24 protein-coding genes and 2 pseudogenes are annotated in these 21,903 nt (G+C 69.8%); 18 read left to right on the top strand and 8 right to left on the bottom strand.

The genetic code is table 11. From position 1 onward, the window contains the following. Positions 1-159: 159 nt before the first annotated feature. From VKG81_RS06930 to VKG81_RS06940, 3 genes are read right to left on the bottom strand one after another with little or no spacing between them, the layout of a single operon-like run. On the bottom strand, positions 160-1,731 hold the full coding sequence (locus tag VKG81_RS06930; RefSeq protein ID WP_324395097.1) for an FMN-binding glutamate synthase family protein: 1,572 nt from the start codon (positions 1,729-1,731) through the stop codon (positions 160-162). Next, entirely contained in the window at positions 1,728-1,868 is a 141-nt protein-coding gene (locus VKG81_RS06935) for a hypothetical protein (RefSeq protein ID WP_324395098.1), read from the bottom strand. Before VKG81_RS06935 ends, VKG81_RS06930 begins: the two co-directional genes overlap by 4 nt. Before the next feature lie 54 nt (positions 1,869-1,922). Next, a complete protein-coding gene (locus tag VKG81_RS06940; protein ID WP_324395099.1) occupies positions 1,923-2,585 on the bottom strand; it encodes a TetR/AcrR family transcriptional regulator in 663 nt (220 codons plus the stop codon). 945 nt (positions 2,586-3,530) lie between these two features. On the opposite strand from VKG81_RS06940, the gene VKG81_RS06945 reads away from it, so the two are divergent. Genes VKG81_RS06945 through VKG81_RS06985 form a run of 9 tightly spaced genes read left to right on the top strand, consistent with a single transcriptional unit; the run spans position 3,531 to position 11,236 of the window. After that, the gene (locus VKG81_RS06945; protein WP_324395100.1) at positions 3,531-4,016 is read left to right on the top strand and encodes a hypothetical protein; all 486 of its coding nucleotides are present in this window, start codon (positions 3,531-3,533) and stop codon (positions 4,014-4,016) included. Then, complete coding sequence (locus VKG81_RS06950; protein ID WP_324395101.1) at positions 4,013-4,936, top strand: hypothetical protein; 924 nt, start codon at positions 4,013-4,015, stop codon at positions 4,934-4,936. Before VKG81_RS06945 ends, VKG81_RS06950 begins: the two co-directional genes overlap by 4 nt. Beyond that, the gene (locus VKG81_RS06955; RefSeq protein WP_324395102.1) at positions 4,923-6,371 is read left to right on the top strand and encodes a V-type ATPase 116kDa subunit family protein; all 1,449 of its coding nucleotides are present in this window, start codon (positions 4,923-4,925) and stop codon (positions 6,369-6,371) included. The genes VKG81_RS06950 and VKG81_RS06955 overlap by 14 nt, the downstream gene beginning before the upstream one ends. Continuing rightward, entirely contained in the window at positions 6,365-6,787 is a 423-nt protein-coding gene (locus VKG81_RS06960) for an ATP synthase subunit C (RefSeq protein ID WP_324395103.1), read from the top strand. Before VKG81_RS06955 ends, VKG81_RS06960 begins: the two co-directional genes overlap by 7 nt. 1 nt (position 6,788) lies before the next feature. Continuing rightward, positions 6,789-7,007 carry a V-type ATP synthase subunit F gene (locus tag VKG81_RS06965; protein ID WP_324395104.1) on the top strand — a complete coding sequence of 73 codons (219 nt, stop codon included), beginning with the start codon at positions 6,789-6,791 and terminating at the stop codon, positions 7,005-7,007. After that, positions 7,004-7,528, top strand: a complete 525-nt coding sequence (locus VKG81_RS06970; protein WP_324395105.1) for a hypothetical protein — start codon at positions 7,004-7,006, stop codon at positions 7,526-7,528. Before VKG81_RS06965 ends, VKG81_RS06970 begins: the two co-directional genes overlap by 4 nt. After that, positions 7,519-9,231 (top strand): V-type ATP synthase subunit A, encoded by a 1,713-nt coding sequence (locus VKG81_RS06975; RefSeq protein ID WP_324395106.1) that lies wholly within the window; start codon positions 7,519-7,521, stop codon positions 9,229-9,231. Before VKG81_RS06970 ends, VKG81_RS06975 begins: the two co-directional genes overlap by 10 nt. Then, the gene (locus VKG81_RS06980; RefSeq protein ID WP_324395107.1) at positions 9,228-10,625 is read left to right on the top strand and encodes a V-type ATP synthase subunit B; all 1,398 of its coding nucleotides are present in this window, start codon (positions 9,228-9,230) and stop codon (positions 10,623-10,625) included. The genes VKG81_RS06975 and VKG81_RS06980 overlap by 4 nt, the downstream gene beginning before the upstream one ends. 29 nt (positions 10,626-10,654) lie before the next feature. Further along, positions 10,655-11,236 (top strand): V-type ATP synthase subunit D, encoded by a 582-nt coding sequence (locus VKG81_RS06985; RefSeq protein WP_324395108.1) that lies wholly within the window; start codon positions 10,655-10,657, stop codon positions 11,234-11,236. A gap of 14 nt (positions 11,237-11,250) precedes the next feature. On the opposite strand, the gene VKG81_RS06990 is transcribed toward VKG81_RS06985, so the two are convergent. Further along, positions 11,251-11,748, bottom strand: a complete 498-nt coding sequence (locus tag VKG81_RS06990; protein WP_324395109.1) for a hypothetical protein — start codon at positions 11,746-11,748, stop codon at positions 11,251-11,253. Positions 11,749-11,769: 21 nt separating this feature from the next. Continuing rightward, the gene (locus VKG81_RS06995) at positions 11,770-12,858 is read right to left on the bottom strand and encodes an amidohydrolase family protein (protein WP_324395110.1); all 1,089 of its coding nucleotides are present in this window, start codon (positions 12,856-12,858) and stop codon (positions 11,770-11,772) included. A 328-nt stretch (positions 12,859-13,186) separates the two neighbouring features. Here VKG81_RS06995 and VKG81_RS07000 point away from each other — a divergent pair, with 328 nt between their 5' ends. Together VKG81_RS07000 and VKG81_RS07005 are read left to right on the top strand one after the other, a co-directional pair. Then, positions 13,187-13,567, top strand: coding sequence for a DUF732 domain-containing protein (locus VKG81_RS07000; protein WP_324395111.1), 381 nt, complete (start codon positions 13,187-13,189; stop codon positions 13,565-13,567). 56 nt (positions 13,568-13,623) lie between these two features. After that, positions 13,624-13,890: a hypothetical protein gene (locus VKG81_RS07005; protein ID WP_324395112.1), complete on the top strand. Its 267-nt coding sequence runs from the start codon at positions 13,624-13,626 to the stop codon at positions 13,888-13,890. Positions 13,891-13,930: 40 nt separating this feature from the next. Here VKG81_RS07005 and VKG81_RS07010 read toward each other — a convergent pair whose 3' ends face one another. Continuing rightward, positions 13,931-14,593 carry a response regulator transcription factor gene (locus VKG81_RS07010; RefSeq protein ID WP_324395113.1) on the bottom strand — a complete coding sequence of 221 codons (663 nt, stop codon included), beginning with the start codon at positions 14,591-14,593 and terminating at the stop codon, positions 13,931-13,933. A 316-nt stretch (positions 14,594-14,909) separates the two neighbouring features. On the opposite strand from VKG81_RS07010, the pseudogene VKG81_RS07015 reads away from it, so the two are divergent. The 4 genes and pseudogenes from VKG81_RS07015 to VKG81_RS07030 all read left to right on the top strand — a co-directional run bounded on the left by VKG81_RS07015 (position 14,910) and on the right by VKG81_RS07030 (position 18,699). Continuing rightward, positions 14,910-15,591, top strand: a pseudogene (locus tag VKG81_RS07015) (hypothetical protein). Between the two features lie 108 nt (positions 15,592-15,699). Further along, the gene (locus tag VKG81_RS07020; RefSeq protein WP_324395114.1) at positions 15,700-16,686 is read left to right on the top strand and encodes an Acg family FMN-binding oxidoreductase; all 987 of its coding nucleotides are present in this window, start codon (positions 15,700-15,702) and stop codon (positions 16,684-16,686) included. Positions 16,687-16,715: 29 nt separating this feature from the next. Further along, positions 16,716-17,819, top strand: a complete 1,104-nt coding sequence (locus tag VKG81_RS07025) for a 3-oxoacyl-ACP synthase III family protein (RefSeq protein WP_324395115.1) — start codon at positions 16,716-16,718, stop codon at positions 17,817-17,819. After that, positions 17,803-18,699 carry a 3-oxoacyl-[acyl-carrier-protein] synthase III C-terminal domain-containing protein gene (locus VKG81_RS07030; protein WP_324395116.1) on the top strand — a complete coding sequence of 299 codons (897 nt, stop codon included), beginning with the start codon at positions 17,803-17,805 and terminating at the stop codon, positions 18,697-18,699. Before VKG81_RS07025 ends, VKG81_RS07030 begins: the two co-directional genes overlap by 17 nt. Before the next feature lie 22 nt (positions 18,700-18,721). Here the strand turns inward: VKG81_RS07030 and VKG81_RS07035 are convergent. Further along, positions 18,722-18,879, bottom strand: a pseudogene (locus VKG81_RS07035) (cytochrome d ubiquinol oxidase subunit II); the annotation flags it as partial. A 173-nt stretch (positions 18,880-19,052) separates the two neighbouring features. Between VKG81_RS07035 and VKG81_RS07040 the strand changes: the two are divergent. The 3 genes from VKG81_RS07040 (at position 19,053) to VKG81_RS07050 (ending at position 21,617) form a co-directional block, all read left to right on the top strand. Then, complete coding sequence (locus tag VKG81_RS07040; protein WP_324395117.1) at positions 19,053-19,487, top strand: pyridoxamine 5'-phosphate oxidase family protein; 435 nt, start codon at positions 19,053-19,055, stop codon at positions 19,485-19,487. An 83-nt stretch (positions 19,488-19,570) separates the two neighbouring features. Then, on the top strand, positions 19,571-20,989 hold the full coding sequence (locus tag VKG81_RS07045) for a wax ester/triacylglycerol synthase family O-acyltransferase (protein WP_324395118.1): 1,419 nt from the start codon (positions 19,571-19,573) through the stop codon (positions 20,987-20,989). A gap of 133 nt (positions 20,990-21,122) precedes the next feature. Next, entirely contained in the window at positions 21,123-21,617 is a 495-nt protein-coding gene (locus VKG81_RS07050) for a nitroreductase/quinone reductase family protein (protein ID WP_324395119.1), read from the top strand. Positions 21,618-21,654: 37 nt separating this feature from the next. Here the strand turns inward: VKG81_RS07050 and VKG81_RS07055 are convergent. Beyond that, the coding region (locus VKG81_RS07055) for a hypothetical protein (protein WP_324395120.1) at positions 21,655-21,903 on the bottom strand (249 nt) is incomplete at its 5' end.

Here is a 21,903-nt window from a genome sequence, read left to right on the forward strand (position 1 = left end):
CGCTGTCGACGAAATGTGCGAACTCGCCGATGAGTTGCGGATCATCTTGCAGCGCAACGGCGTGCAGTCCCCGGCCAACGACCGAGCGTATGAAGCCATCGCGGCGTGGGCTCAACGCGCGATCCCCCGCCCAAGCTAGACGGGGCGGCTCCGGGCAGATCACGCGGGCGATCGCGGGTGCCGGCCGGACCGCCGCGGAGATCGGCCGGCCATCAGGTTGGTGATCGCCTCCGCATCGGCCGGGCCGGGCAAGCCCCAGCCCGGCTTGTACCCGAACAACTCGTCGACCCGAACCGTCTGCAAGTCAACGTCGAGCAGCTCGATGGCGTCGAGGGGTACGAGCGCCGGGTGGACATGACCGCAGGCACGGGCCAACGAAAGCAGCTCGAAGCGCAACGTGGCAAGGTAGTTGGCGCAGCGCACCGACTTCAGGTTCGGGTCGAGGCCGTGCTCAAGCCACGGCGACTGGGTGGCGATGCCCGACGGGCAACGGCCGGTGTGACAGCGCTGCGCCTGGATGCAGCCGATGGAGAACATGGCGGTGCGCGCGACGTTGATCATGTCGCAGCCCATCGCCAGCGCCAGCAGGGCGTTCTCGGGGATGCCCAGCTTGCCTGAGCCGATGAAGACCACGTAGTGGTGCAGGTCGTGCTCCGCGAAGGCGCGGTAGACGCGGGGGAAGGCCCATTTGAATGGCAGGGCGACGTGGTCACTGAAGACCAGCGGAGCCGCGCCGGTGCCACCCTCGCCGCCATCGACTGTCACGAAGTCCACGCCGCGACCGGTTCGGGCCATCCGCTCGGCCAGCTGGAGCCAGAACGGCCTTTCTCCGACAGCGGATTTGATGCCGACGGGCAGACCGGTCCCGGTGGCGACGGTCTCCACCAAGTCCAGCAGCCCGTCGACGTCGCAGAAAGCGGAGTGCCCCGCCGGGCTCCGGCAGTCGACCCCGACAGGGATGCCGCGCATGGCCGCGATCTCGGGGGTGACCTTGGCGCCGGGGAGCATGCCGCCAAGGCCCGGCTTGGCGCCCTGGCTGAGCTTGAATTCGATCGCCCGGATCGACGGGGTGGCGGCCACCTGGTCGAGAAGGCGGGACAGGCTGAAGGTCCCGTCGTCGTTGCGGCAGCCGAAGTAACCGGTGCCGATCTGCCAGACCAGGTCGCCGCCGTTGAGGTGATACGGCGACACTCCGCCCTCGCCGGTGGTGTGCAAGGCGCCGGCCGAGGCCGCGCCCTTGTTCAGTGCCGTGATGGCTGCGCCGCTCAGCGATCCGAAGCTCATCGCCGACACGTTGACCAACGACGACGGCCGGAAAGCCTTGGCGCGGGCCCTTGTTCCGCCGAGCACCTTGGCCGCGGGCAGGGCCACGGCCGGGTCTGGGTGACCGGGCTCGGCGTCGGGGGCCGAGACCGGGAACGCCGCGTGCTTGATGATCGGGTAGTTGTGTACCCGCTCGAGGTCGTTGTCGGTGCCGAACCCGAAATAGCGGTTGGTCAGCTTCGACGACGTGTACACCCAGCGCCGCTGGTCACGGCTGAAGGGCTTCTCCGCGTCGTTATCGGTGACGATGTATTGGCGCAGCTCCGGGCCTACCGCCTCGAGGATGAACCGCAGGTGGCCGATGATCGGGTAGTTGCGCAGGATGGTGTGCCGGCGCTGCCACAGGTCCCAGCCCGCGACCCCCGCAAGGCCGGCGCCTACCGCGGCCGTGACGGCTCGCAGGCTCACCGCGAGCCGAAGCCCGGGTCGGCGGCGGCGATGGCTTCGCCGGCATCGGCAACGGTGGCGTCAGGGCCGACGCGGGCCACCGGGTCACCGATGACCGCGGACACGGGCGTCGATCCCGCTGAGGGCCTGGCAGTCATGCGATCCTGCCCGCTCTGCCGTGCGTCCAGATCAGTTCGATGAGACACATCGTGTTATGAATTCCCTGGGGTCGCTGCGGAAGCCAGGAATGCGTCATACATAGTGCTGTCGGTCATCAGCCCATGGCCGTAGAGCTCCAGAGCCGGCAGAAGCATGTCCCTGCTGTAGTCGCGCAACACCGCGGCCATATCGGTGGGGTTGTCATGCATGTGCAGGTAGAACAGAAATCCGCCGGCGCCGCTCATGGCGAGGAATGCGGCGCGGGCCTTGGGGTCGCGGCTGGGCTTGATGGTGCCGGCCCGCACACCGTCCTCAAGGTATTGCTCGGCGTTGTCGATCATCTGTCGCATCAACGAGCGTCCGAGTTCACCGCCGGATTGCATGTCGCGCACGAGATAAGTCATCATCGGCGCGTAGGACTCGATCTGGGCCAGCTGGGCCGATGCGGGCGCTGGTGATGTCGATTGCAGCGCTTCGGACTTGGAGATGCGGATCGACTCCAGGATGTACTCGTCGCAGGCTTTGAGCAGCCCCGCCTCGGAGCCGAAGTGATCGGTTACCGACTGCGGACTCACGCCGGCGGCCGCGGCGATTGCCTGGAGGTTCGTGTCGAAACCGTGCCGGCCGAACTGCTCGATCGCCACATCGCGGATTCTCGCGCGAAGCTCCGGATCTGCCGTGTGCCCGGTCGCGCCCGTCACCGTCTGCGTGGTCATGGTGTCCTCCTGACAAAGATTGTGGCGCGGAGCGATTCGAGTCCGGTGCTGGCCAAAACATAGAGTCGGCGATCGCACCGATCAAGGGCCATTGGCTTCGACATGATGCGACGAAAGACCCCGGGCCCTGGGACCTCGGCAGGGCGGCATCCGCGGCGGGAGCCTATTCTCGCGCCGGCCATGGCCGGGACTGACGTAGATTGCCTGCCGCACCGTGTGAATGAGGAACGTGGCTGCGGCGGCAATTGCGGCCGGTTCTCGTCTCGGGTCGTGCGCCGGCGGCCGAGCGTTGACGGGGGCCAGCTCTTTCGGTGGCCCCGTCCCAGGCGTCGCAGCGCGGCGCAGCCTACACAACCAGGCGCCGACGCCCGCGGCGAGCACGACACCCGCAGTAGCCAACTCGATGAGCAACAAAACGGCCGGTAGCGGCCGTAGGCGCCGCGGCGCGCCGGTGAAGACCATCGCCACGTCCCGGAGGAACAAAACGGCGCAGCCGGCCCGGACGATCGGTGGGCCCCACCGCTCGGACTTGCCGAGCAACAGCCAGCCAAGTGGCCCGGCCGCACCACTCAGCATCAGAAGCACCCAACGGCAAGAGGTGTTCGTTTTCCCTACCCGGCGGCGCCTCGCGAGATCCCTTCTGGCGCTGGTGGTTCGCCCGCACAGCGCCGTAGCGAGACGGTCGGCTTCGCAGATCATCGGAGCCTCCAAACGAAGCGAGAGGCGCTCAGCGTGCCGTCGTTTGCCGACGTGCTGCGAAACTAGGGCCGAAGGGCGTGTGAGCTCTAGGGCCATTCGACTCTGTCGGTGCACCGGTCGCCACTTACTCTGGACTTTGCACCCGCGGCCACAGGGTCGCGCGCGCGCCCGCGCTTCGGGGCGGTGAAATGTCCGTTGGGACTGGCCGGATCATGCCGGGCAGTAGCGGTTTCGGACCATGCTTGGGTGGCCGATAAGGAGGGTGCGGTGCCGCAGTGGCGGGATTTCATGGACCGCTTCCGTCCGGCCGGCACACCCGGCGCCGCGGGCCGGCCCGCGGTCCCGGCGGATCGCAGCGCCGACGCGGCGGCCGAACTGACCGCGGTGCTGGTCCTGCTGGACGACGCTCAACAGGAGGCGTCGCGCATCCGCCGAGCCGCCGCCGAACGTGCCGAGGAGATCCGCCGTGACGCGGATCGACAGGCGGCCGAGATCATCGCCGGGGCCCGCCGAGGGGCCGACACCGTCCGGCTTCAGTCCGAAGCGGAAGCGGTGCGCGAGGCCGAGGCGGCCACCGACGACATGCGGGCAAGCACCGAGGCCGAGATCACCCGGCTGCGCGCGCGGGACCGCGACCGGCTGCCGCATTATGTCGATGTGGTGGCGTCGCAGGCGCGACAGTGGCTCGATGAGCTCGGTCAGCCGTCCACGACCGTGGTCAGCGGCAGGTGAGCGCGCAGTGGGTGGCCGGCAACGTGCGGGCCAGAGCGCTACTCAACCGGCGGCTGGGTGCGGGTCGCGCCCGAGCGCTCGCGGCGATGAGCTCGCTCACCGATGCCCAGCACGCGCTGGCGGGCGGCCCGTACGGCCGCAACATCGCGGTGGGACAGTCGGGGGGCGACACCGATCATGCGGTGTATTCCGCGTTGCTCTGGCACCTGCGCGTGCTGGCCGGGTGGCAACCCGGCCAAGGCGCTCGGGCCATTCGGGCACTGGCCGCCGGGTTCGAGGCCGCCAACATCACGGCGCACGCCCGGCGGTTGGGCGGGGCGCCCGCTCTCCCGCCGTACGCGCTGGGAGCCCTGGCCACCGCCTCCTCGCGGCTGTGCGAGGCGTCGTCACTGGATCAGCTGCGCGCCGCGCTGGCGCACAGCACCTGGGGTGATCCGGGCTCGGAGTCACCGTCTGACATCGCGCTCGCGGCGCAGATCAGCTGGGCGGTGCGCGTCGCGACCAGCGTGGAGGAGGCGTCGTCCTGGGCGTCCGCCTGGCTGGCCCTTCAGGTGGCACGCCGGCGACTGGTGGAGCGGCGCGGTATGCCCGAGCCCGCGGAGGTACGCGCGCGTGCCGTCCTGGGCGCGGGTGCGGGCGCCGCCGGTGGCATCGCCGCGTTCGCCGACGCGGTTCCGGCGCGGGCCCGCTGGGTGTTCGACGGCGTCACCGACGCCGCAGACTTGTGGCGTGCCGAAGCGCGCTGGTGGTCACGCGTGGAGGCCGATGGTCTTTCCCTGCTCGGCCGGGCGGGGTTTTCGCGCGCCCGCACCGTTGGGGCGGTGGCGGTGCTGGCCGCCGACGCGTGGCGGTGCCGCGCGGCGCTGCGGCTGGCGGCGCGCGGCGGCGGACCGATGGACGTCTACGATGTCGTCGCCTGACCGGGTACGCACGCTCACGCGACGCTGGATGCCGGCCCGGATGCAGCGCATCGCGCTGGTCGCCCCGGTGGACAGGCTGCGCGACACCCTGGTAGCCGTGGCCGCATCGGGCACCGTCGAACTCGACCAGCCGACCGGCAGCGACGGCGCGCCCCCGGCTGAGGCGGGGCGAGCACTGCAACGCCTGGGGGTGCACCCCGGGTCGGCTCACATGGATGCGCAGGTGACGTTGTCAGCCACCGCGCCCGACGTGGCGGCGCTGGAGCGCGCCGGAGCTGCCGGCCTGCTGGCCGGTGAAGCGCAGCTGCAGCGCTACGCCGCGGGCGCGGTGCACCGCGGCGACCTGGCGGCGATGGGAGGCTGGTGCCCGTCCGAACAGTTGCCCACGCTGCGCACCGGTCTGGGCGCGGCCGGTGCGGCCGCGGTGCCGATGCCCACCCCCCGTGGGGTCGATCCGCCGACGCTGCTCGGGGCCGCGCCGGGGCTGCGCGGGGGCTTCGCGGCGCTGGTGCGCACCTACGGCACCGTGCCCTATCACGACATCGACCCCACGATGTGGGCCGGGCTGGCGTACGTGGTGATGTTCGGGATGATGTTCGGCGACGTGGGCCATGGGCTGTTGATCGTCGCTGCCGCCGTCATGCTCAGGATGGGCTGGATCCGGCGGTTCGCGTCGCTGAAGCCGATGTGGGTGTTCATCGCCGCGGCCGGGGTCGCGGCCACGATATTCGGCGTCTTGTACGGGGAATGCTTCGGCCCGACCGGGATCGTCCCGGTGGTGTGGCTGTCCCCGCTGGCCGACCCGCTGCGGCTGCTGCTGGTGGCTTTGGCGGTCGGCGCGGTGCTGCTCGGGGTGGCCTACACGGTGGGGGCGGTGAACCGCTGGCGCGAAGGCGGTGTCCGGCTGGCCTTGTACGCGCCGTCGGGGATCGCGGGCGCGATCGTCTTCGTCGGGGCGGGTGCGGTGGTCGCCGGGTACACGACCGGTCCGCGTGTGCTGGTCGCGGTCGGGGCCGCGGTGTCCGCGGCGGGTCTGCTGCTGGCGCTGGCCGGTCTGTACGCCGAATCCGGCGGCGGCGCTTCGGGAGTGCTGCAGGCTGCGGTCGGCGGCCTGGACCTGGTAGTGCGGCTGGGCTCGAACCTGGTGTCTTTCGCCCGCCTGGCCGCCTTCGGGATGACCCACGCCGCGCTGGGCTGGGTGGTGTGGCGCGGCACGACCGCCCTGTGGGGCCACGGATGGGCGGGCGCGGTCGGGGCCGTGCTGGTGTTCGTGGTGGGCAATGCGGTGGCGTTTGCGCTGGAGGCATTGGTCGCCGGGGTGCAGGCGCTGCGGCTGGAGTTCTACGAGTTGTTTTCGCGAGTGTTCATCGGCGAGGGCAGGCCGTTCCGGCCCTGGATGATTCCCGTGGTGGCGACGGAGGCGGCGACGTGTTGACCTGGATTATCGCTCTACCGGCCCTGATCACCGGGTTCGCGGTGAGCCTCAGGCTGCTGCGCCGGCGGGGCCGGCTGGCGGTGCGGCTGTTTTGGACCGTCAACGCTGTGGTGGTGTTGGCCGGTGCGGTGGTGGTTGCACAGGCACTGACCGCCGGGCCAGCGGCGGCTCAAGCCGCCGCTGCCGGCGCAGGCGCGCCGGGCGGCAACTGGGCCGCCCTACTCGGTGCGGCGATCGCCGTGGCGGGCTCATCGATCGGCGCGGCGATCGCGGTGGCCTACACGGGCGCGGCGGCGCTGGCGGCGCTCAGCGAGCGCCCGGAGCTGTTCGGGCGGGCCATGGTGATCGTCGGGCTGGCCGAAGGCATCGCCATCTACGGCCTGGTCGTGGCGATCATCTTGATCCAGCGGGCCTGAGGTGGGCGCGGTCGTCGTGGTCGGTGAGCCGGCGCTGGTGGCCGGGTACGCGTTGGCGGGCGCGACGGTGATGCCGGCCCACGGCCCCGCCGAGGTGCGCCGGGCATGGGACGACCTGCCTGCCGAGACGACGCTGGTGATCCTGACCGAAACAGCCGCCGCCCAGCTGGCCGGGCGCCTGGCCGGTGCTGCTCCGCTCATCGCGGTGATGCCCGGATGAGCGCCCTGAACGCCGCGCAGGCAGCGCCGGCGCTCGAACCGGTGCGCACGGAACTGCTCAACCGGGCCGTCGAGGATGCGCACCGGCAGGTTGACGAGGCCACGCAGGAGGCGCAACGCATCCTCGCCCATGCCCGCGAGCACGCCACCGCGCTGACCGAAACCGCCCGCGCCGCAGGGCAAGCCGCGGCGGCGGTCGCGACATCCGAGCGGCGCGCGGCGCTGCGTCGGACGTTGCGCGGTGACGTCCTCGCCGCCCGCCGCGACAGCTATCAGCAGTGGCGCCGGTGCGGCACCGAGGCCGTGCTGCGGCTACGCGATGACCCGGCCTACCCGCGCTGGGTGGCGGCGATGCGCGCCGCAGCGTCGGCTGCCCTGGGCGCCGAAGCGCACCTGAGCGAGCACCCCCAGGGCGGGGTGGTGGTCGACGCGGGTCAGCGGCGAGTGGACTGGAGCCTGCCCGGTATCGCCGAGCGCGCGCTGGACGCGACCGCCCCGCAGGTGGGGGAGTTGTGGTCGTAGGGGACGCGGCGCGGGTGGTGCGAGTGTCGGGACCGCTGGTGCAGATCGACTCCGCCGCGCCGCTGGCGATGCACGAGCTGGTGGTGCTGGGCGAGCGGCGCATCACCGCTGAAGTGGTCGCGATCCGCGGTCGGCGGGTCACGGTGCAGGCCTACGAGTACACCGGCGGCCTCGCGCCGGGGGCCTCCGCGGTCGCGCTGGGGGCCCCGCTGTCGGCGCCACTGGGGCCGGGACTGCTCGGCGGGGTGTTCGACGGGCTACTCAGGCCGCTGCACAGCGCGCCGACGTGGCTGGCTCCGGGACATGACAACGACACCGATGCCCGAACATGGCTTTTCGAGCCGAAAGCCCAGGTCGGCGCCAACCTCGCGGCCGGTGCGGTGCTCGGAACGGTGCCGCACGCCGGGTCGGTGGAGCACCGCGTCCAGCTTCCACCCGGCACCGGCGGCAAGCTCGAATGGATCACGCCCACCGGTGACTACGCCGCCGACGCGGTGATCGCCTCGGTCGGCGGGCAACCGGTGCAGCTGTCGGCACCGTGGCCGGTGCGGCGGGCGCGGCCGTACCGCAGCCGCCGCGACGACGCGGTGGCACTCAACACCGGCCAGCGGGTTTTGGATCTGTTGTTTCCGATCGCGCGGGGCAGCACCGCCGCGGTACCGGGCGGATTCGGCACCGGAAAAACCTTGCTGCTGCAGCAGATCGCGAAATGGTGCGATGCCGATGTCATCGTCTACGTCGGCTGCGGTGAGCGCGGCAACGAGATGGCCGAGATCGTCGCCGAGATGGGCCAACTCAGTGACCAGCGCACCGGCGGCAGTCTGGTCGAGCGCACCGTCATCATCGCCAACACCTCCAACATGCCGATGATGGCGCGCGAGGCCAGCATCCACACCGGGGTCACCGTGGCCGAGTACTTCCGCGACATGGGATATCACGTCGTGGTGATCGCCGACTCCACCTCGCGCTGGGCAGAAGCGTTGCGCGAGTTCGCGTCCCGGATGGGTGAGCTGCCGGCCGAAGAGGGCTACCCGGCGAACCTGTCCTCGGAACTGGCCGCCTTCTACGAACGCGCCGGCTGCGTCGACACGCTCGGCGGGGACACCGGCTCGGTGACGGTGCTGGGTGCGGTGTCGCCTCCCGGCGGCGACCTGTCGGAGCCAGTCACCGTGCACACCGAGCGGTTTGTGCGGTGCCGCTGGAGCCTCGACCGTGACCTGGCCTACTCACGTCACTATCCGGCGGTGTCCTGGTCGGCGTCGTTTTCCCGCGACGCGGAAACTTTCCCCCCCGCCGGGGACACCTGGGCCGGCCGCCGCGGCCGGGTGCTCGACCTGCTGACCGAGTCCGATCGTCTCGCCGCGCTCAGCGAGCTAATCGGGGCGACGGCACTGCCCGACAACGAACGGATCGTGCTGCTGGCCGGGCGGCTGCTGCGCGAAGCCGTGCTGCAGCAGAACGCCGAGAGCCTCCACGATGCGTACTGCGCGCCGCAGAAAACCGCGGCGCTGGCCGAGGCCGTGCTGGCCGTGATCGACACCTGCCGAGACATGGTCGCCGCGGGCGTGCCCGCACAGCTGATCGAGGAAACCGATTTCGGACCGCTGGTGCGCGCCCGGGACGACAGCGGACCCGCCGACACGGCGCTGGCCACCCAGCGGCGCGACGAGATCAGCGCACGGCTGCGTGAGTTGCCGCGATGAGCCGCCCGTGGTCACCGTGGGTGGACTACCGCGGGGTGCGCGAACTGCGGGGCCCGCTGGCCGTGGTCGGCGGCGTCGACGGCGTCGGCTGGGACGAGTACGTGTCCATCACCGTCGGCGACGGGTCGGTGCGGCACGGGCTGGTGCTCGACGTGGACGGCGATGTGGCGGTGGTGCAGGTCATGGAGGGCACCGCCGGAATGGATTCGGCCAGCTCGGCATTCCGGTTCAGCGGTGAGCCGCTGCGCATTCCGGTGGGCCCGGACTGGCTGGGGCGCACCTGCAACGGCCGCGGCGAACCCATCGACGGCGGACCGCCGGTCACCGGCCAGCTGCGGGTGTCGATCAACGGCGACCCGCTCAACCCGGTGCGTCGGGACCCCCCCTCAGAACCGGTGCTGACCGGGGTGTCGGTGATCGACGCGCTGACCACCCTGGTGCGCGGCCAGAAGCTGCCGGTGTTCTCGCTGCCGGGCCTGCCACACCTGCGCCTGGCGTGCCAGATCGCTGCACGGGCCAGCGCCGGCGGCGAGCCGTTCAGTGTGGTGTTCGCCGGCATCGGGCTCACCCACGCCGACGCGGCCTATGCCGGCAATGTGCTGGAATCGCGCAGCGCGGCGGGCGAACTCGTACTGCTCATCAACACGGCCGACGACCCGGTCATCGAGCGGATCCTGACACCGCGGATCGCGCTGACCATCGCAGAGCATCTGGCGTTCGACGCCGCCCGGCATGTCCTGGTGGTGATGACCGATATGACCAGCTACGCCGAGGCGCTGCGTGAAGTCTCGGCGGCCCGCGGCGAAATGCCCGCCCGCCGCGCCTATCCGGGATACCTCTACAGCGATCTTGCCTCGCTCTACGAGCGGTGCGGCAAAATCACCGGCCGGCCGGGGTCGGTGACCGTGCTGCCCGTGCTGACAATGCCCGGCGGCGACATCACCCATCCGGTGCCGGACCTGACCGGCTACATCACCGAGGGGCAGATCATCTTTTCCGCGGAGATGCATCTGCACAACATCTACCCGCCCGTGGATGCCTTGTCATCGCTGTCACGGATGATGCGCCACGGCGCCGGCCCGGGGCGCACCCGTGACGACCACCTTGCGCTGGCGGCGCAGCTGCTGTCCGCGCTGGCGCGGGCGCGCCAACTACGCGCGCTGGCCGAGCTCATCGGGCCCGAGGCGCTCACCGCCACCGACCGCAGCTACCTGGCGCTCGAAGACGAGTTCGGCACCGGGCTGGTCAACCAGCGCGCCGACGAGGCGCGTGAGCTCGACGACACCCTCGACCGGGCATGGGAGGTAGCGTCGCGCTTGCCGCGAAGCGAGCTGTCGATGCTGCCAGCCGGGCTTGTCGACCGGTATCGCCCCGGCATCGGGCGGGGGGCGTGATGGCGGCTCTCCAGGTGCCCCCCGGGCGGATGGGACGACGATGGCTCATCGACCGGCTCGAACTCGCCGAGCGCGGTGTGACGCTCCTGGAGGAGAAGCTTCAGCTGTTGTCATCACTACGCGATCGTCTGCAGCGCAGGGTCGATGAGACCCGCCGCGACTGGCAGTCGTCCTGCCGCGAGGCCGACACATGGGGTCTGCGCGCAACGCTGCTGGGCGGCCAGCGCGCAGTCGAGCTTGCCGCCCCGACCGGCCACGCCGCCGTCAGCGTCGGGTGGGCCACCACCGCCGGTGTCCGCTACCCCGACACCGCCCAATGCGTGTTGCCGCCCGAGAACGATCCCACCGTCATCCACACCGGTTCGGCTTCGGTGCGGGCCGCGCAGGCCTACCGGGCCGCAGTGGTCGCCGCCGCCGATCACGCCGCCGCGCAGTCGGCGCTGGCCACCGTCGAGCGCGAGTTCGGCACCACCAAGCTGCGGGTGCGGGCGCTGAGCAGACACTGGCTGCCCCGGCTACGCCGGGAACTGGCCCGCGTCGAGCTGGAACTGGAGGAACAAGATCGGGACGCCGCGATCCGGGTCCGGTTAACCCATCGCCCGGGCCGCTGAGCGCTCTCCGGCGCTCATGAATCGGCACCGGGACCGCTTTCCACACCCGGTCGATCCGCGATGTGGCGGGCGAGCTGATCTTCGAACCAGCCGAAGGCGTCACGCATCTCGATCAGGCGATGATCGGCCCGGTCGCCGGCGGCTGCGATGCCCTTGTCGGCGACCTGGCGCAGCCGGCCAAGCGCCCGCAGCTTCGCCCGCAGCGGCGCGTCCCAGCTTCCGGAAGCCATTCGGTAGTAGATCTGGCGGTCGCCGGCGCGTGAGACCCGCTCGAGCATCCCGGCGGCGATGAGTTGTCGGGTTGCCGTGCTCACCGCCGCGGCGGACAGGTGCACCCCGCCCTGGATCTGGCGTGCTGACTGCTCGGGTGGGTCGCAGACCATCATCCAGGCGGTAATGCGCATCATGGCCCGGGGCAGGCCGATGTCGGGGCCGAGCGCACCGAGTTCGTCGACGAAAGCAGCCTGCCAGCCGCCCTCCGGCCCCTCACCCGCAGAGTGTCTCGGGTTCATGGCTTTTCCGCATCGTCGGACTCATACCGGGTTGGGCCGCAGGGTCGGGAACAGCGTGAGCGCCGTGTCGCGTTCGATGGCGCGGATGTCAGCTGCGGTAAACCGCTCACAGTCGTGGATGCCCGTGATGGTTGCCGGTACGGCAGCCTCGGTGGCGAAGATGTAGTCGGTTCCGAACAGGATGTGCGACGTGTCGGCGACGGTGAGCAGCGACGCGAAGCAGTGCGGCGATGCGGAGAGGGCGGTGTCGTAGTAGAAGCGGCTCAGGAAATGGTCGAAACCCCCGGGCAGCACGTTGCTCTTGAGTCGCAGGTAGTAGCTGAGTTGCTCGGGTATCTTTTCCTCGAGCTTGTGGGACATGGAGAACAGCTTGCCGATACCGTCGGCGACAAGGGGGGTCGCGCCCTTCAGATTGGCCGCCATCGCGGTGGTGATCCCGACCCGTCCGGCCAGGTAGGGGACCGCGCCTCCGGCGTGGGACAAGATGAAGCGCACGTCCGGATAGTTCTTCGTCACCCCGTTGACGATCAGAGAGAACGCGGTGCGGGTGGTGTCGAAACACACGTCAAGCATCGCCTCGGGGAGGTCGAGATGGGACTGCTCCCGGCCCGGCGGAGTCTGGGGATGAACGAACACCACCGCCTTTCGCCGGTTCAGCTCGGCGAAAACCGCGTCGAACCTCGGGTCGCCCAGGTAGTACCCGTCGTAGTTGGTCAGCAACAGCACGCCGCTGAGTCTCAGTTCATCGAGGCTGTAGGCGATCTCGGCGAGGGTGGCCTCGACGTCGGGGATTGGCAATGTGGCGAACGCGCCGAATCGTCCGGGGTGGTCCTTGACGAGTTCCGCACAGATCTCGTTCATCTGGCGCGACAGTTCCGCGGCGATCGTGGCGCCAGGGTCTTTGCGCCGGAAATACACGCCGGGCGCAGAGATCGAGAGCACAGCCGATGAGATGCCGTGTTCGTCCATCACGCCGAGGGCCTTGTGGACATCCCATTTGGGGAGCTGGACTCCCAAGCCTTTGGTGACACCGAGCTTGGCAAGGGCCTTCGCGTACTCCCTGGGAACGATGTGGTGATGTACGTCGATCAAGCCGGGTGAGCTGTTCATGCCGAACCCTTCGTCCTCACGGTTTGTTACATAGTATTCAGAAATTACTGAATCTAGGGTGGCGTCGGGTGAACTCCACCGCCGCCCGCCTCGGCCGGGCCCCGCCCCACGCAGCCTCGGGGACGTGTGAGGCCCTCTTGCCGCTGTTTCACGTCCTTCGGGACCGCGGATGTGGGCCGAAGGTCCCTTGCCACCGCCGCCGCGGATCCGCAGGGTCAGTAGCGTGGGTCGATGTCCGACAACAACCGTGAGGAAGGCAATGATCCGCTTAGGCCGTCCGCCGCTAAGCGCCCTGGCAGCCGCGATCGCTGTGGCAGGTGCGGCGATAGTGGCACCTGCGGTCGCGCACGCCGGCACCGACGACGACACGGCCTACCTGGGTTTTCTGCGGGACCACGGCGTGCCCACCGATACCCCGGTCGCGCTGAAGCAGACCGCGCTGGGCATCTGCCGCGGATTCGATCAGGGCCTGACGTTCGTGCAGGTCGGTGGCCCGCTGATGGACGCCGGCGCGACCGCGCACCAGGCGTCCGTCGAGATATTCGGCGCCGTCGGGGCGTACTGCCCACGCAACGACCAGGCACTGAGCTTCGCGGACCCGGCGATCCAGCTGGTGCACAGCACGGCCCCCGCGCCGGCGGCACCCCCCGGGAAGTCAACGGAGGCCGGCGTTTCCACCGACCGGCCCACGGGATGGGCTGTGGTGTAGACCCGATCGGCAACGACTCGGCCACGACCGGCCGGACAGCGAAAGGAGAAGACGCGTTGAGTAGCGATGCGCTCGAGGTGATTTCGTGGGACCCCAACGACCACACCGACCTGCCCGGGTTGGCACACGGCCTCACCCGTTACGGCGGTCACTGGTTCGACGTCGGCGTCTCGGTCGTGCCAGGCGACGTCGATCCGCTTTTGGCACTGGACAAAGTGTTCGCAAAGTTACGCCAGATTCTGATCGACGAAAGACCGCAGGTGCAGTACTTCACCGTTGATCTGCGGGTGGCCTCGGATACGCCGATCCCGCATCCCCGGTGAGCCGGCCGCCGGCGATCGCCGGACAATCAGCGCGGCCGGATCATTCGGTGTGGTCGTCGGGCCTGGCGGCCCGGTCAAGACCTGCTGCGTACACGGCGGCCTGCGTCCTGCTGTGGAGTCCGAGCTTACCCAGCAGTCGCGACACGTAGTTCTTCACCGTCTTCTCGCCCAGGAACATCCGCGCGGCGATCTGCTTGTTCGTCAACCCGTCGGTCAGCAGAGCCAGCAGCTCGCGTTCCTGGTCGGTCAGGTCCGACAGCGGGTCGGATGGGGCCGGCGCCGCGGCAGCCCTGAACATTGCCATCAGCGCGGCCGCCGCGCGGCTGTCAAGCAGCGACCTGCCGGCGCCCACCTCCTTGATGGCGTTCGCCAGTTGCATGCCCTTGACGTCCTTGACCACATAACCGCTGGCACCGGCGAGGATCGCTTCCGTCATCGCCTGATCGGAGGTCAAGGACGTCAACATCAGGCACCGCAGGCCGGGCATCGCGGAGAGCAAATCGCGGCACAGCTCGGTGCCGTTGCCGTCGGGGAGGCGCACGTCGAGGACCACGACATCGGGTCGCAGCGCCGGAATCCGCGCCATGGCCTCAGCGGCGGAGGCGGCCTCGCCGACGACCTCAAGTTCGGGGTCTCCGCGCAGCAGGCCGATCAATCCGCGCCGGACCACCTCGTGGTCATCGACCAAGAAAACCCTCAGCACCCTGAACTCTCCTCAACGCGGTGCCGCCCCCCGGCGTGATCGCGGAAGCGCGCTGTGACCAGCGTACAAACAACGGTCGCAGGCCGAACAGCGATCCCGCCCAGGTGCGCCGTCCCGACGGAACGGGGTCGCAGCTGATGCTCGGCGCGGCCGGGTATGTCGCAACCCCGGCGACGCCGACGAGCTCTTCGACCGCGCGGCACCCGCCGATACATCTTGCGGGGGCGCCGATGTGGGCCTTGGGCTTCGCCGCTGCGGACCAACGACCCTGGCGCGCCGACGCCGCACCGCGAAGGGTGGGACCGACGCCGAGAACATGGAGGCCGGTCAGCAGATGATCGCGGACAGCGCCATGATCGAAGCCGCGGTGCAGCGGGCCTGCCACGCGCCGTCGTTTCACAACAGCCAGCCCTGGCGGTGGGTGGCCGATGAGGCCGGCCTGCAGCTCTTCCTGGATCGCGACCGCCGGGTGCGCACCGACCGGTCGGGGCGCCAGGCGCTGATCAGCTGCGGTGCGGTGCTGGATCACCTGCGCGTCGCGATGGCGGTGCTGGGATGGCGTGCCCACGCCGAGCGGTTCCCCCACCAGGCCGACCGCGAGCAGCTGGCCTCGATCACGCTCACACCGCAGGACGTGGCCTCGCCGGCTCAGCGGCTTCGTGCCGAGCGATACCGCGTCGCCGCACGGATCGGCTTCCCTTCGCGGCGCCCGCTGACTGGGATTCGTTCCAACCGGTGTTGCGGGGGGTCGTGGACGACCCCGCCGGTGCGGTGAGGCGCTTTGCGCGGTACCGCTGGAATGCGCGGGTGCCGGCATGGCCACCTGCACACTGACCCACATGACGGAGCTGGCGGCCAGCCGGGAGATCGTCGGCGAGCTTGTCGCTCAGCCACATCCGCAGGTGCTGATCCGGGTGGGAACCGGACCGACCGATGAGCCGGTGAGGGCGACACCGCGGCGCCCGGTGGCCGACGTCCTGCGGTTCCGGCAGCGCTGAGCCGCCGGTGCGGAGCCGAACGCCCCTTGTCGTTGATGACAAACGGCTCTGTCAGGCCTCGCACCGTATTCCTAGCGTCAATCCCACAGACACATTGGGGTGGTCGACATGACGGTGGCGCTGCCGGATTCCCGGGTCATCCGTGACGCGGTGATGCTGGCCTGCCGCGCACCGTCGCTGCATAACAGCCAACCCTGGCGGTGGGTCGCCGAGCGCGCGACGCTGCACCTGTGGGCCGATCCCAGCCGGTTGATGCCGGGCACCGACCACTCAGGCCGGGAGCTGACGCTGAGCTGCGGTGCGGTCCTCGATCACCTCAGGGTTGCCATGGCCGCCGCCGGCTGGGAAAGCATCATCGAACGGTTTCCCGATCCGCATCGTGCGGATCATCTGGCGACAGTGCAGTTCCGGCCCGCGGAAGCCGTCAGCGAGGCGCAGCAGCGCCGGGCGGATGCGATCCTCCGGCGTCGCACCGACCGACTGCCGTTTGCTGCTCCCTCCGGCTGGGTGAGGCTGGAGCCGCTGTTGCGCGACGCGGTCAAATCGCATGACGTGATGCTCGACGTGGTGGCCGACGATGCGCGCCAGGGGTTGGCCGAGGCGTCGCGGCTCACCGAGACGCTGCGCCGGTACGACACGTCGTATCAGGCCGAACTTCGTTGGTGGACATCGCCGTTCACGCTGAACACGGGTGTGCCGCAAGGCGCAATGGTGTCCAGCTCGGAGGCCGCCCGCGTCGATGTGGCCCGCGAATTTCCGCCGGCGGGCGGCGGGCGGCGCCGCGCCGGCACCGAGTTCGACCACTCCAAGATCCTGGTGCTCTCCACACCTCATGAAGACGCCCCGCTCGACGTGCTGCGCTGCGGTGAGGCGATGTCGGCCGCGCTGCTCGAATGCACCGTGGCCGGGATGGCGACGTGCACCCTGACCCACATGACGGAGGTCGCGCCCAGCCGCGAGATCATCCGGCAGCTGATCGGCCAGCGGGGCCTGCCGCAGGTGCTGATCCGCGTCGGCCGACCACCGGCTCGCGACGAACACGTCGCGCCCACCACGCGGCGTCCACTGACGGACGTCCTCGAGTTTCGAAGTTGACAGGCGGCTACCGGAAGGAGGTATGGCCGATGGCTCGGCATTGGCTAGTCATGGAGACCCCCCGGGCGGGGGGCCCGGCGCCCTTCGTCACTCGGTTAGCGGGTGCCGGGCGCCATCTGCCCGAGACCCACCTCACCACCGACGAATTGATGGCGACCACGCGCCATCGCACCCACATCGATCTAGAGCGGCTGACCGGGATCCGCGAGCGCCGCGTCTCGGTGGGCGACGAGGACTCCTACAGCCTTGCCGCCGCCGCGGCGCTGGACTGTCTCGCCACGGCGCAACAGGACCCGGCGTCACTCGACGTGGTGATCAGCTGCAGCATCACAAAATTGCGCGGCGGACCCACCCAATGGCTCGAGCCGACGATGAGCAGCGCCGTGGCCTGCGCAATCGGGGCCGAGAACGCGATGACCTTCGACCTGTCCAACGCGTGCGCCGGAATGCTCACCGGAGTCACGGTCTTGAACAACTGGATCCGGCAGGGCACCTTCGAGCGCGGACTGGTCGTGAGCGGTGAGTACATCTCCCAGCTCGGCCGCAACGCCGCCCGGCACATCCGCAACATCATGAGCAAAGAACTCGCGTCGCTGACCCTCGGCGACGCCGGGGCGGCGCTTCTGCTGGAACGTGCACCGGCCGGATCGGCGGGAATCGGCGTCGCCGGGTTCACGACGGTCGCCGACTACAGCCGGCTGTGCCTGGCCTATCCGCGCGATCACGACCCGGGCGCGCGGATGTTCACCAATTCCCGGGCCATCCAGCAGGCCGCCATCTCCAACACCCCGCTGCTGCTGCGTGAAGTCCTCGAGGCCGCGGACATTTCGATCCACGACATCGATCACGTGATCACACACCAGACCTCGGCGCGTGCCATCCGCAAGGGGATGGCGCAGATGTCGGTGTCGTTCGGCGACAGCCCGCGCCACGACGCGGTGATCACCGTCGACCGGTACGGAAACACGGCCTCGACGACGCACACGGTGGCCCTCGTCGAGGAGCTCGAGGCCGGGCACATCCGGTCAGGGGAAACCATCGCGCTGATCGCGCTGGCATCGGGGCTGGAGATCGGCGTCGTCCTGCTGACCGTGGATGAGGATCTGGTGAGCCGCTATGGGCACAGTCATTGACCGCGTCGACGTCACCGAGCCGAGGTGGCGTGACCGGCACAGCGCGCTGCATCTGGCGGTGACGGCGGCCAAAACCTGTCTGCAGCGGGCCGGCTGTGACCCCGACGAGTTGGACCTCGTGGTCAACGCGGGGATCTACCGCGACCGCAATCTGGGGGAGCCGGCGTTGGCCGCGCTCATTCAGGACGACATCGGCGCCCACCCCGAAGACCCCCACGCCGGCAGCCATGGGACGTTCTCTTTCGACATCGCCAACGGCGCGTGCGGGGTGCTCACCGCGCTGCAGATCGTCGACGGTTTCCTCCGGTCGCGCAGCATCCGCCGCGCCCTCGTGGTGGCCAGCGATGCCGATCCAGGTCATGGGATGAGCGAGAGCTTTCCGTTCTCGCCCGCCGGGGCGGCGCTGTTGTGCGAGTGGATCGATGACGACTGCGGCCTGGGCAGCGTGTCCTGGGTGAACGACTTCGCCGGTCACGACGAGACATTCCGCGCGACCGTGGGATACCACGACGCGCGTAACGTCCTTCGATTCAGCCAGTCGGCAGCGATGGATGAGCGGCTCGCCGCGGCCGCCGCGCAGGCTGTCCGGGAGTGCCTGGAAAAACATTCACAACAGCTCGCCGACATCGACATGATCGTCGCCGCGCCCGCCCGCCACGGCTACCGCACCGCGCTGGGCGGGCGCCTCGGGGTGGCGCCCGACCGGATCACCGTCGCCGATGATCAGCGCATGCACACCGCCGCGCTGGCGGCGGCGTTCGCGCGGCAAGCCGAGCCGCTGCCGGCGGGCGCGCAGGTTCTGCTGGTCGCCGCCGGCGCGGGGGTAACCGCCGGCGCCGCCCTGTACCGCCGGGCCCCCAGCGCGAGGAGCGCGCGATAGGGCCGACGCCGGGGCCCCGCTGACCGGCGGTGTCCAGGCCGCCGAGCAGCGTGTAGGTGTTGAGCAGATCGCCGATCGACAGATGCACGCCCTGATTGGCGTCCACCGGGCGACCGCGCACCAGGATCGCGAACGCCACTCCGCCAGGATCGCCGGCAGCCACGATCCGACCGCGATGCCCGCGGCTCACGCTTGGCCCATCTCCCGCACACACCGTCGGCTGCTTCACGACAACTGTCGGTGCATCGCGCGCCCTGCGCCCGCGGAATGACCGATCTCGTGACCTTGGTCCCGGCGGCCGGGGGTCTAAAGGCTAATGGTGTGTAGGCGCGGTGAGGCGGAGGCTAGGGGGTATGACCGCAAGCGGTGCGCCGATCACGGCGCTGTCGGAGGAGGAAAGCTGGCAGCTGCTGACCAGTGTGGCACTGGGGCGACTGGTGACCCTGCTTGCCGGCGAGCCCGAAATCTTTCCGGTCAACTTCGTGGTCCAAAACCGGACCGTGCTGTTCAAGACGGCCGAAGGGACCAAGCTATTCAGCACCGTGGTCAATCACCGGGTGGTGTTTGAAGCCGACGAACACGGCGCCGACCAGGGGTGGAGCGTGATCGTCAGGGGTCGGGTACGGGTTTTGCGCACCAGCGCCGAGATCGCCGAGGCCGAGCAGGCGGCCCTCCTGCCGTGGACGGCGACACCGAAGACCCACTACGTGCGGGTGATCCCCGCCCAGATCACCGGCCGCCGTTTCCGGTTCGGACCGGAACCCGACCGCGGCACCAGCTTCGCGTGACCGGTTCCAGAACCCTCGCTCGACCCTCAAGTTGAGGACTTCTGACCCTGACCGCGCGCCGCGCAGGGGCCCACAGTGGCGTGATGGAGCATTTGACACCCTTGGATGCCGCTTTCCTGGAGGTTGAGGACTCCGATCCGCATGTGAGCCTGGCCATCGGCGGAGTGTCGATCATCGAAGGGCCGGCCCCCAGCTACGACGAGTTTGTCTCAGCCTTCGCTGAGCGGGTACCCCGCATTCCGCGTTGCCGCCAGGTCCTGCGGACCCACCCGCTGGATCTGGGCCCACCCCAATGGGTGGATGACCCGCACTTCGACATCGCGCGCCACCTGCACCGTACCGCGCTGCCCGATCCCGGCGGCGACCCCGAGCTCTTCGAGATGGTCGCGACCGCGATGGAGCGGCGACTCGACCGCGAACGCCCGATGTGGGAATGCTGGATCATCGAGGGGCTCAGCGACAACCGGTGGGCCGTGCTGACCAAGATTCACCACTGCATCGCCGACGGCATCGCGACAACCCAGATGCTGGCGAAGTTCAGCGACGACGACCGCGGCGACAGCTTCGCCAACGACACGCTCGGCGCCAAGGAGCACCACCGGCCCGCGCTGCGCCTGCCCTCGATCAGCTTGAACCCGGTGACCTGGGTGAGCGGGATAGCGCGCGGCACGCTCGCCGCGGCGACCGCCGCCGAACACGCCGCCGTGGGCGCGGCCGAGCTGACCGCCAGTCTGCTGAACCCGGGACCGCAATCGTCGCTGAGCGGCCCGGTGACGACCATGCGCCGCTACACCGCGGCGCGGGTGCCGCTGGCTGACATGCACCAAGTGTGCGAGGCCTTCGGCGTCACGCTCAACGACGTTGCGCTGGCCGCGATCACCGACAGTTACCGCGGGATTCTGCTGAGCCGCGGGGAAAAACCCAGCCCCAATTCGCTGCGGACCCTTGTTCCGGTTTCGATTCGCGCGGCCAACCAGTTCAACGTGACCGACAACCTGGTCTCGGCGATGCTGCCGCTGCTGCCGGTCGACGAAGCCGACCCGGTCAAGCAGCTGGAGCTGGTGCACAGCCGGCTCAGTTGGGCCAAAGGCAGCGGTCAACGCGAGGGCGGCAGCGCGGTGCTCGCGGCCACAAAGAACTTCCCGTTTGCATTCTCGGCGTGGACCATTCGCGCGTTGGCCCGATTGCCGCAGCGCGCGGTGGTCGCCCTGGCGACCAACGTTCCCGGCCCGCGGGGTCGGCAGACACTGATGGGCCGCCAGGTGCTGGAAGTGCTGCCGGTCCCGCCCATCGCCCTGCACCTGCGCACCGGCGTCGCGATGGTCAGCTACGCCGACCGTTTCATCTTCGGCATCACCGCCGACTACGACACCGCACCCGACATCGAGGCACTGGCCACCGGAATCGAGGACGGAGTGGCGCGGCTGGTCAAGGCCAGCCGGGCACGGCGGCGCAGTCGCGCAGCCAAATCGGCCGCCGGGCCAACGGCCAGCAGCGCGTAGACGCTCCTCGCGATCACACAATGAGTTTCGACACGACGCTGTACGGCGGGTTTTCAGATGAGTGGTGGCCCCGTCGTCACGTTGTTGATTTCGTTCGCGTTCGGCAACTTCACCCGGCCCGGGTGAGGGTGCCGTGAACACCCGGCTCATCACGAGGCTGCAGGCGATACAGGCGGACAGGCTCCGCCGGATGTACCCCGCTGGACGGGGCGATCCCCAGGCCCGCCGGTACGCGCGGGCGTGGGTGCGGATCATCGGTTCGGGCCTGCTGCCGCGGCGATGGGTGGTGCTGGAGGTGCCGGGTCGGCACACCGGCCGCCCGACCCGTTTCCCGCTGGGGATGGCCGATCTCGACGGCCGGTGGTATCTGGTCTCGATGCTCGGTGAGTGCAACTGGGTGAAAAATGTGCGCGCCGCCGGGTATCGTGCAACGCTCTGCCGCCGCCGGGCACGCGACTGCCGGCTGATGGAAGTGCCCGCCGACCAACGGGCACCCGTGCTGCGCCGCTATCTGCAGAAAGTGCCCGGTGGCCGTCCGCACATTCCGATATCCGCCGATGCGTCGCTGACGGCGTTCGGGGCGATCGCCGTGCGTTATCCCGTCTTTCGGGTCGAAGCGATCGCCTGAAGCGCCCAGGGCCCCGCCCGGCACCGACGATGTCGCGCTACTCGAGGCGCTCGACCTCGTCGGCAGCCGACAGCAGTGCCATGCCAAACTCGCGGGCCTGGGCGGGCGTCAGCGTGGTGACCTCGGTCGCGTGAAGGCTGAGCCAGCGGTGGCATGTGCCATCGCTGTTCTGGTAGCCGCTGATGCTGATCCGCGCGCCTGACACGTCTCGGGTGGCGCCGCTGAATTCGCGGAACAGGCCGCCTTCGTCGGTGGTCCAGTCGAAGAGCTGCGTCGCGTCGGGCGG

The organism is Mycobacterium sp., assembly GCF_035314905.1.
In the GTDB taxonomy this organism is placed as follows: domain Bacteria; phylum Actinomycetota; class Actinomycetes; order Mycobacteriales; family Mycobacteriaceae; genus Mycobacterium.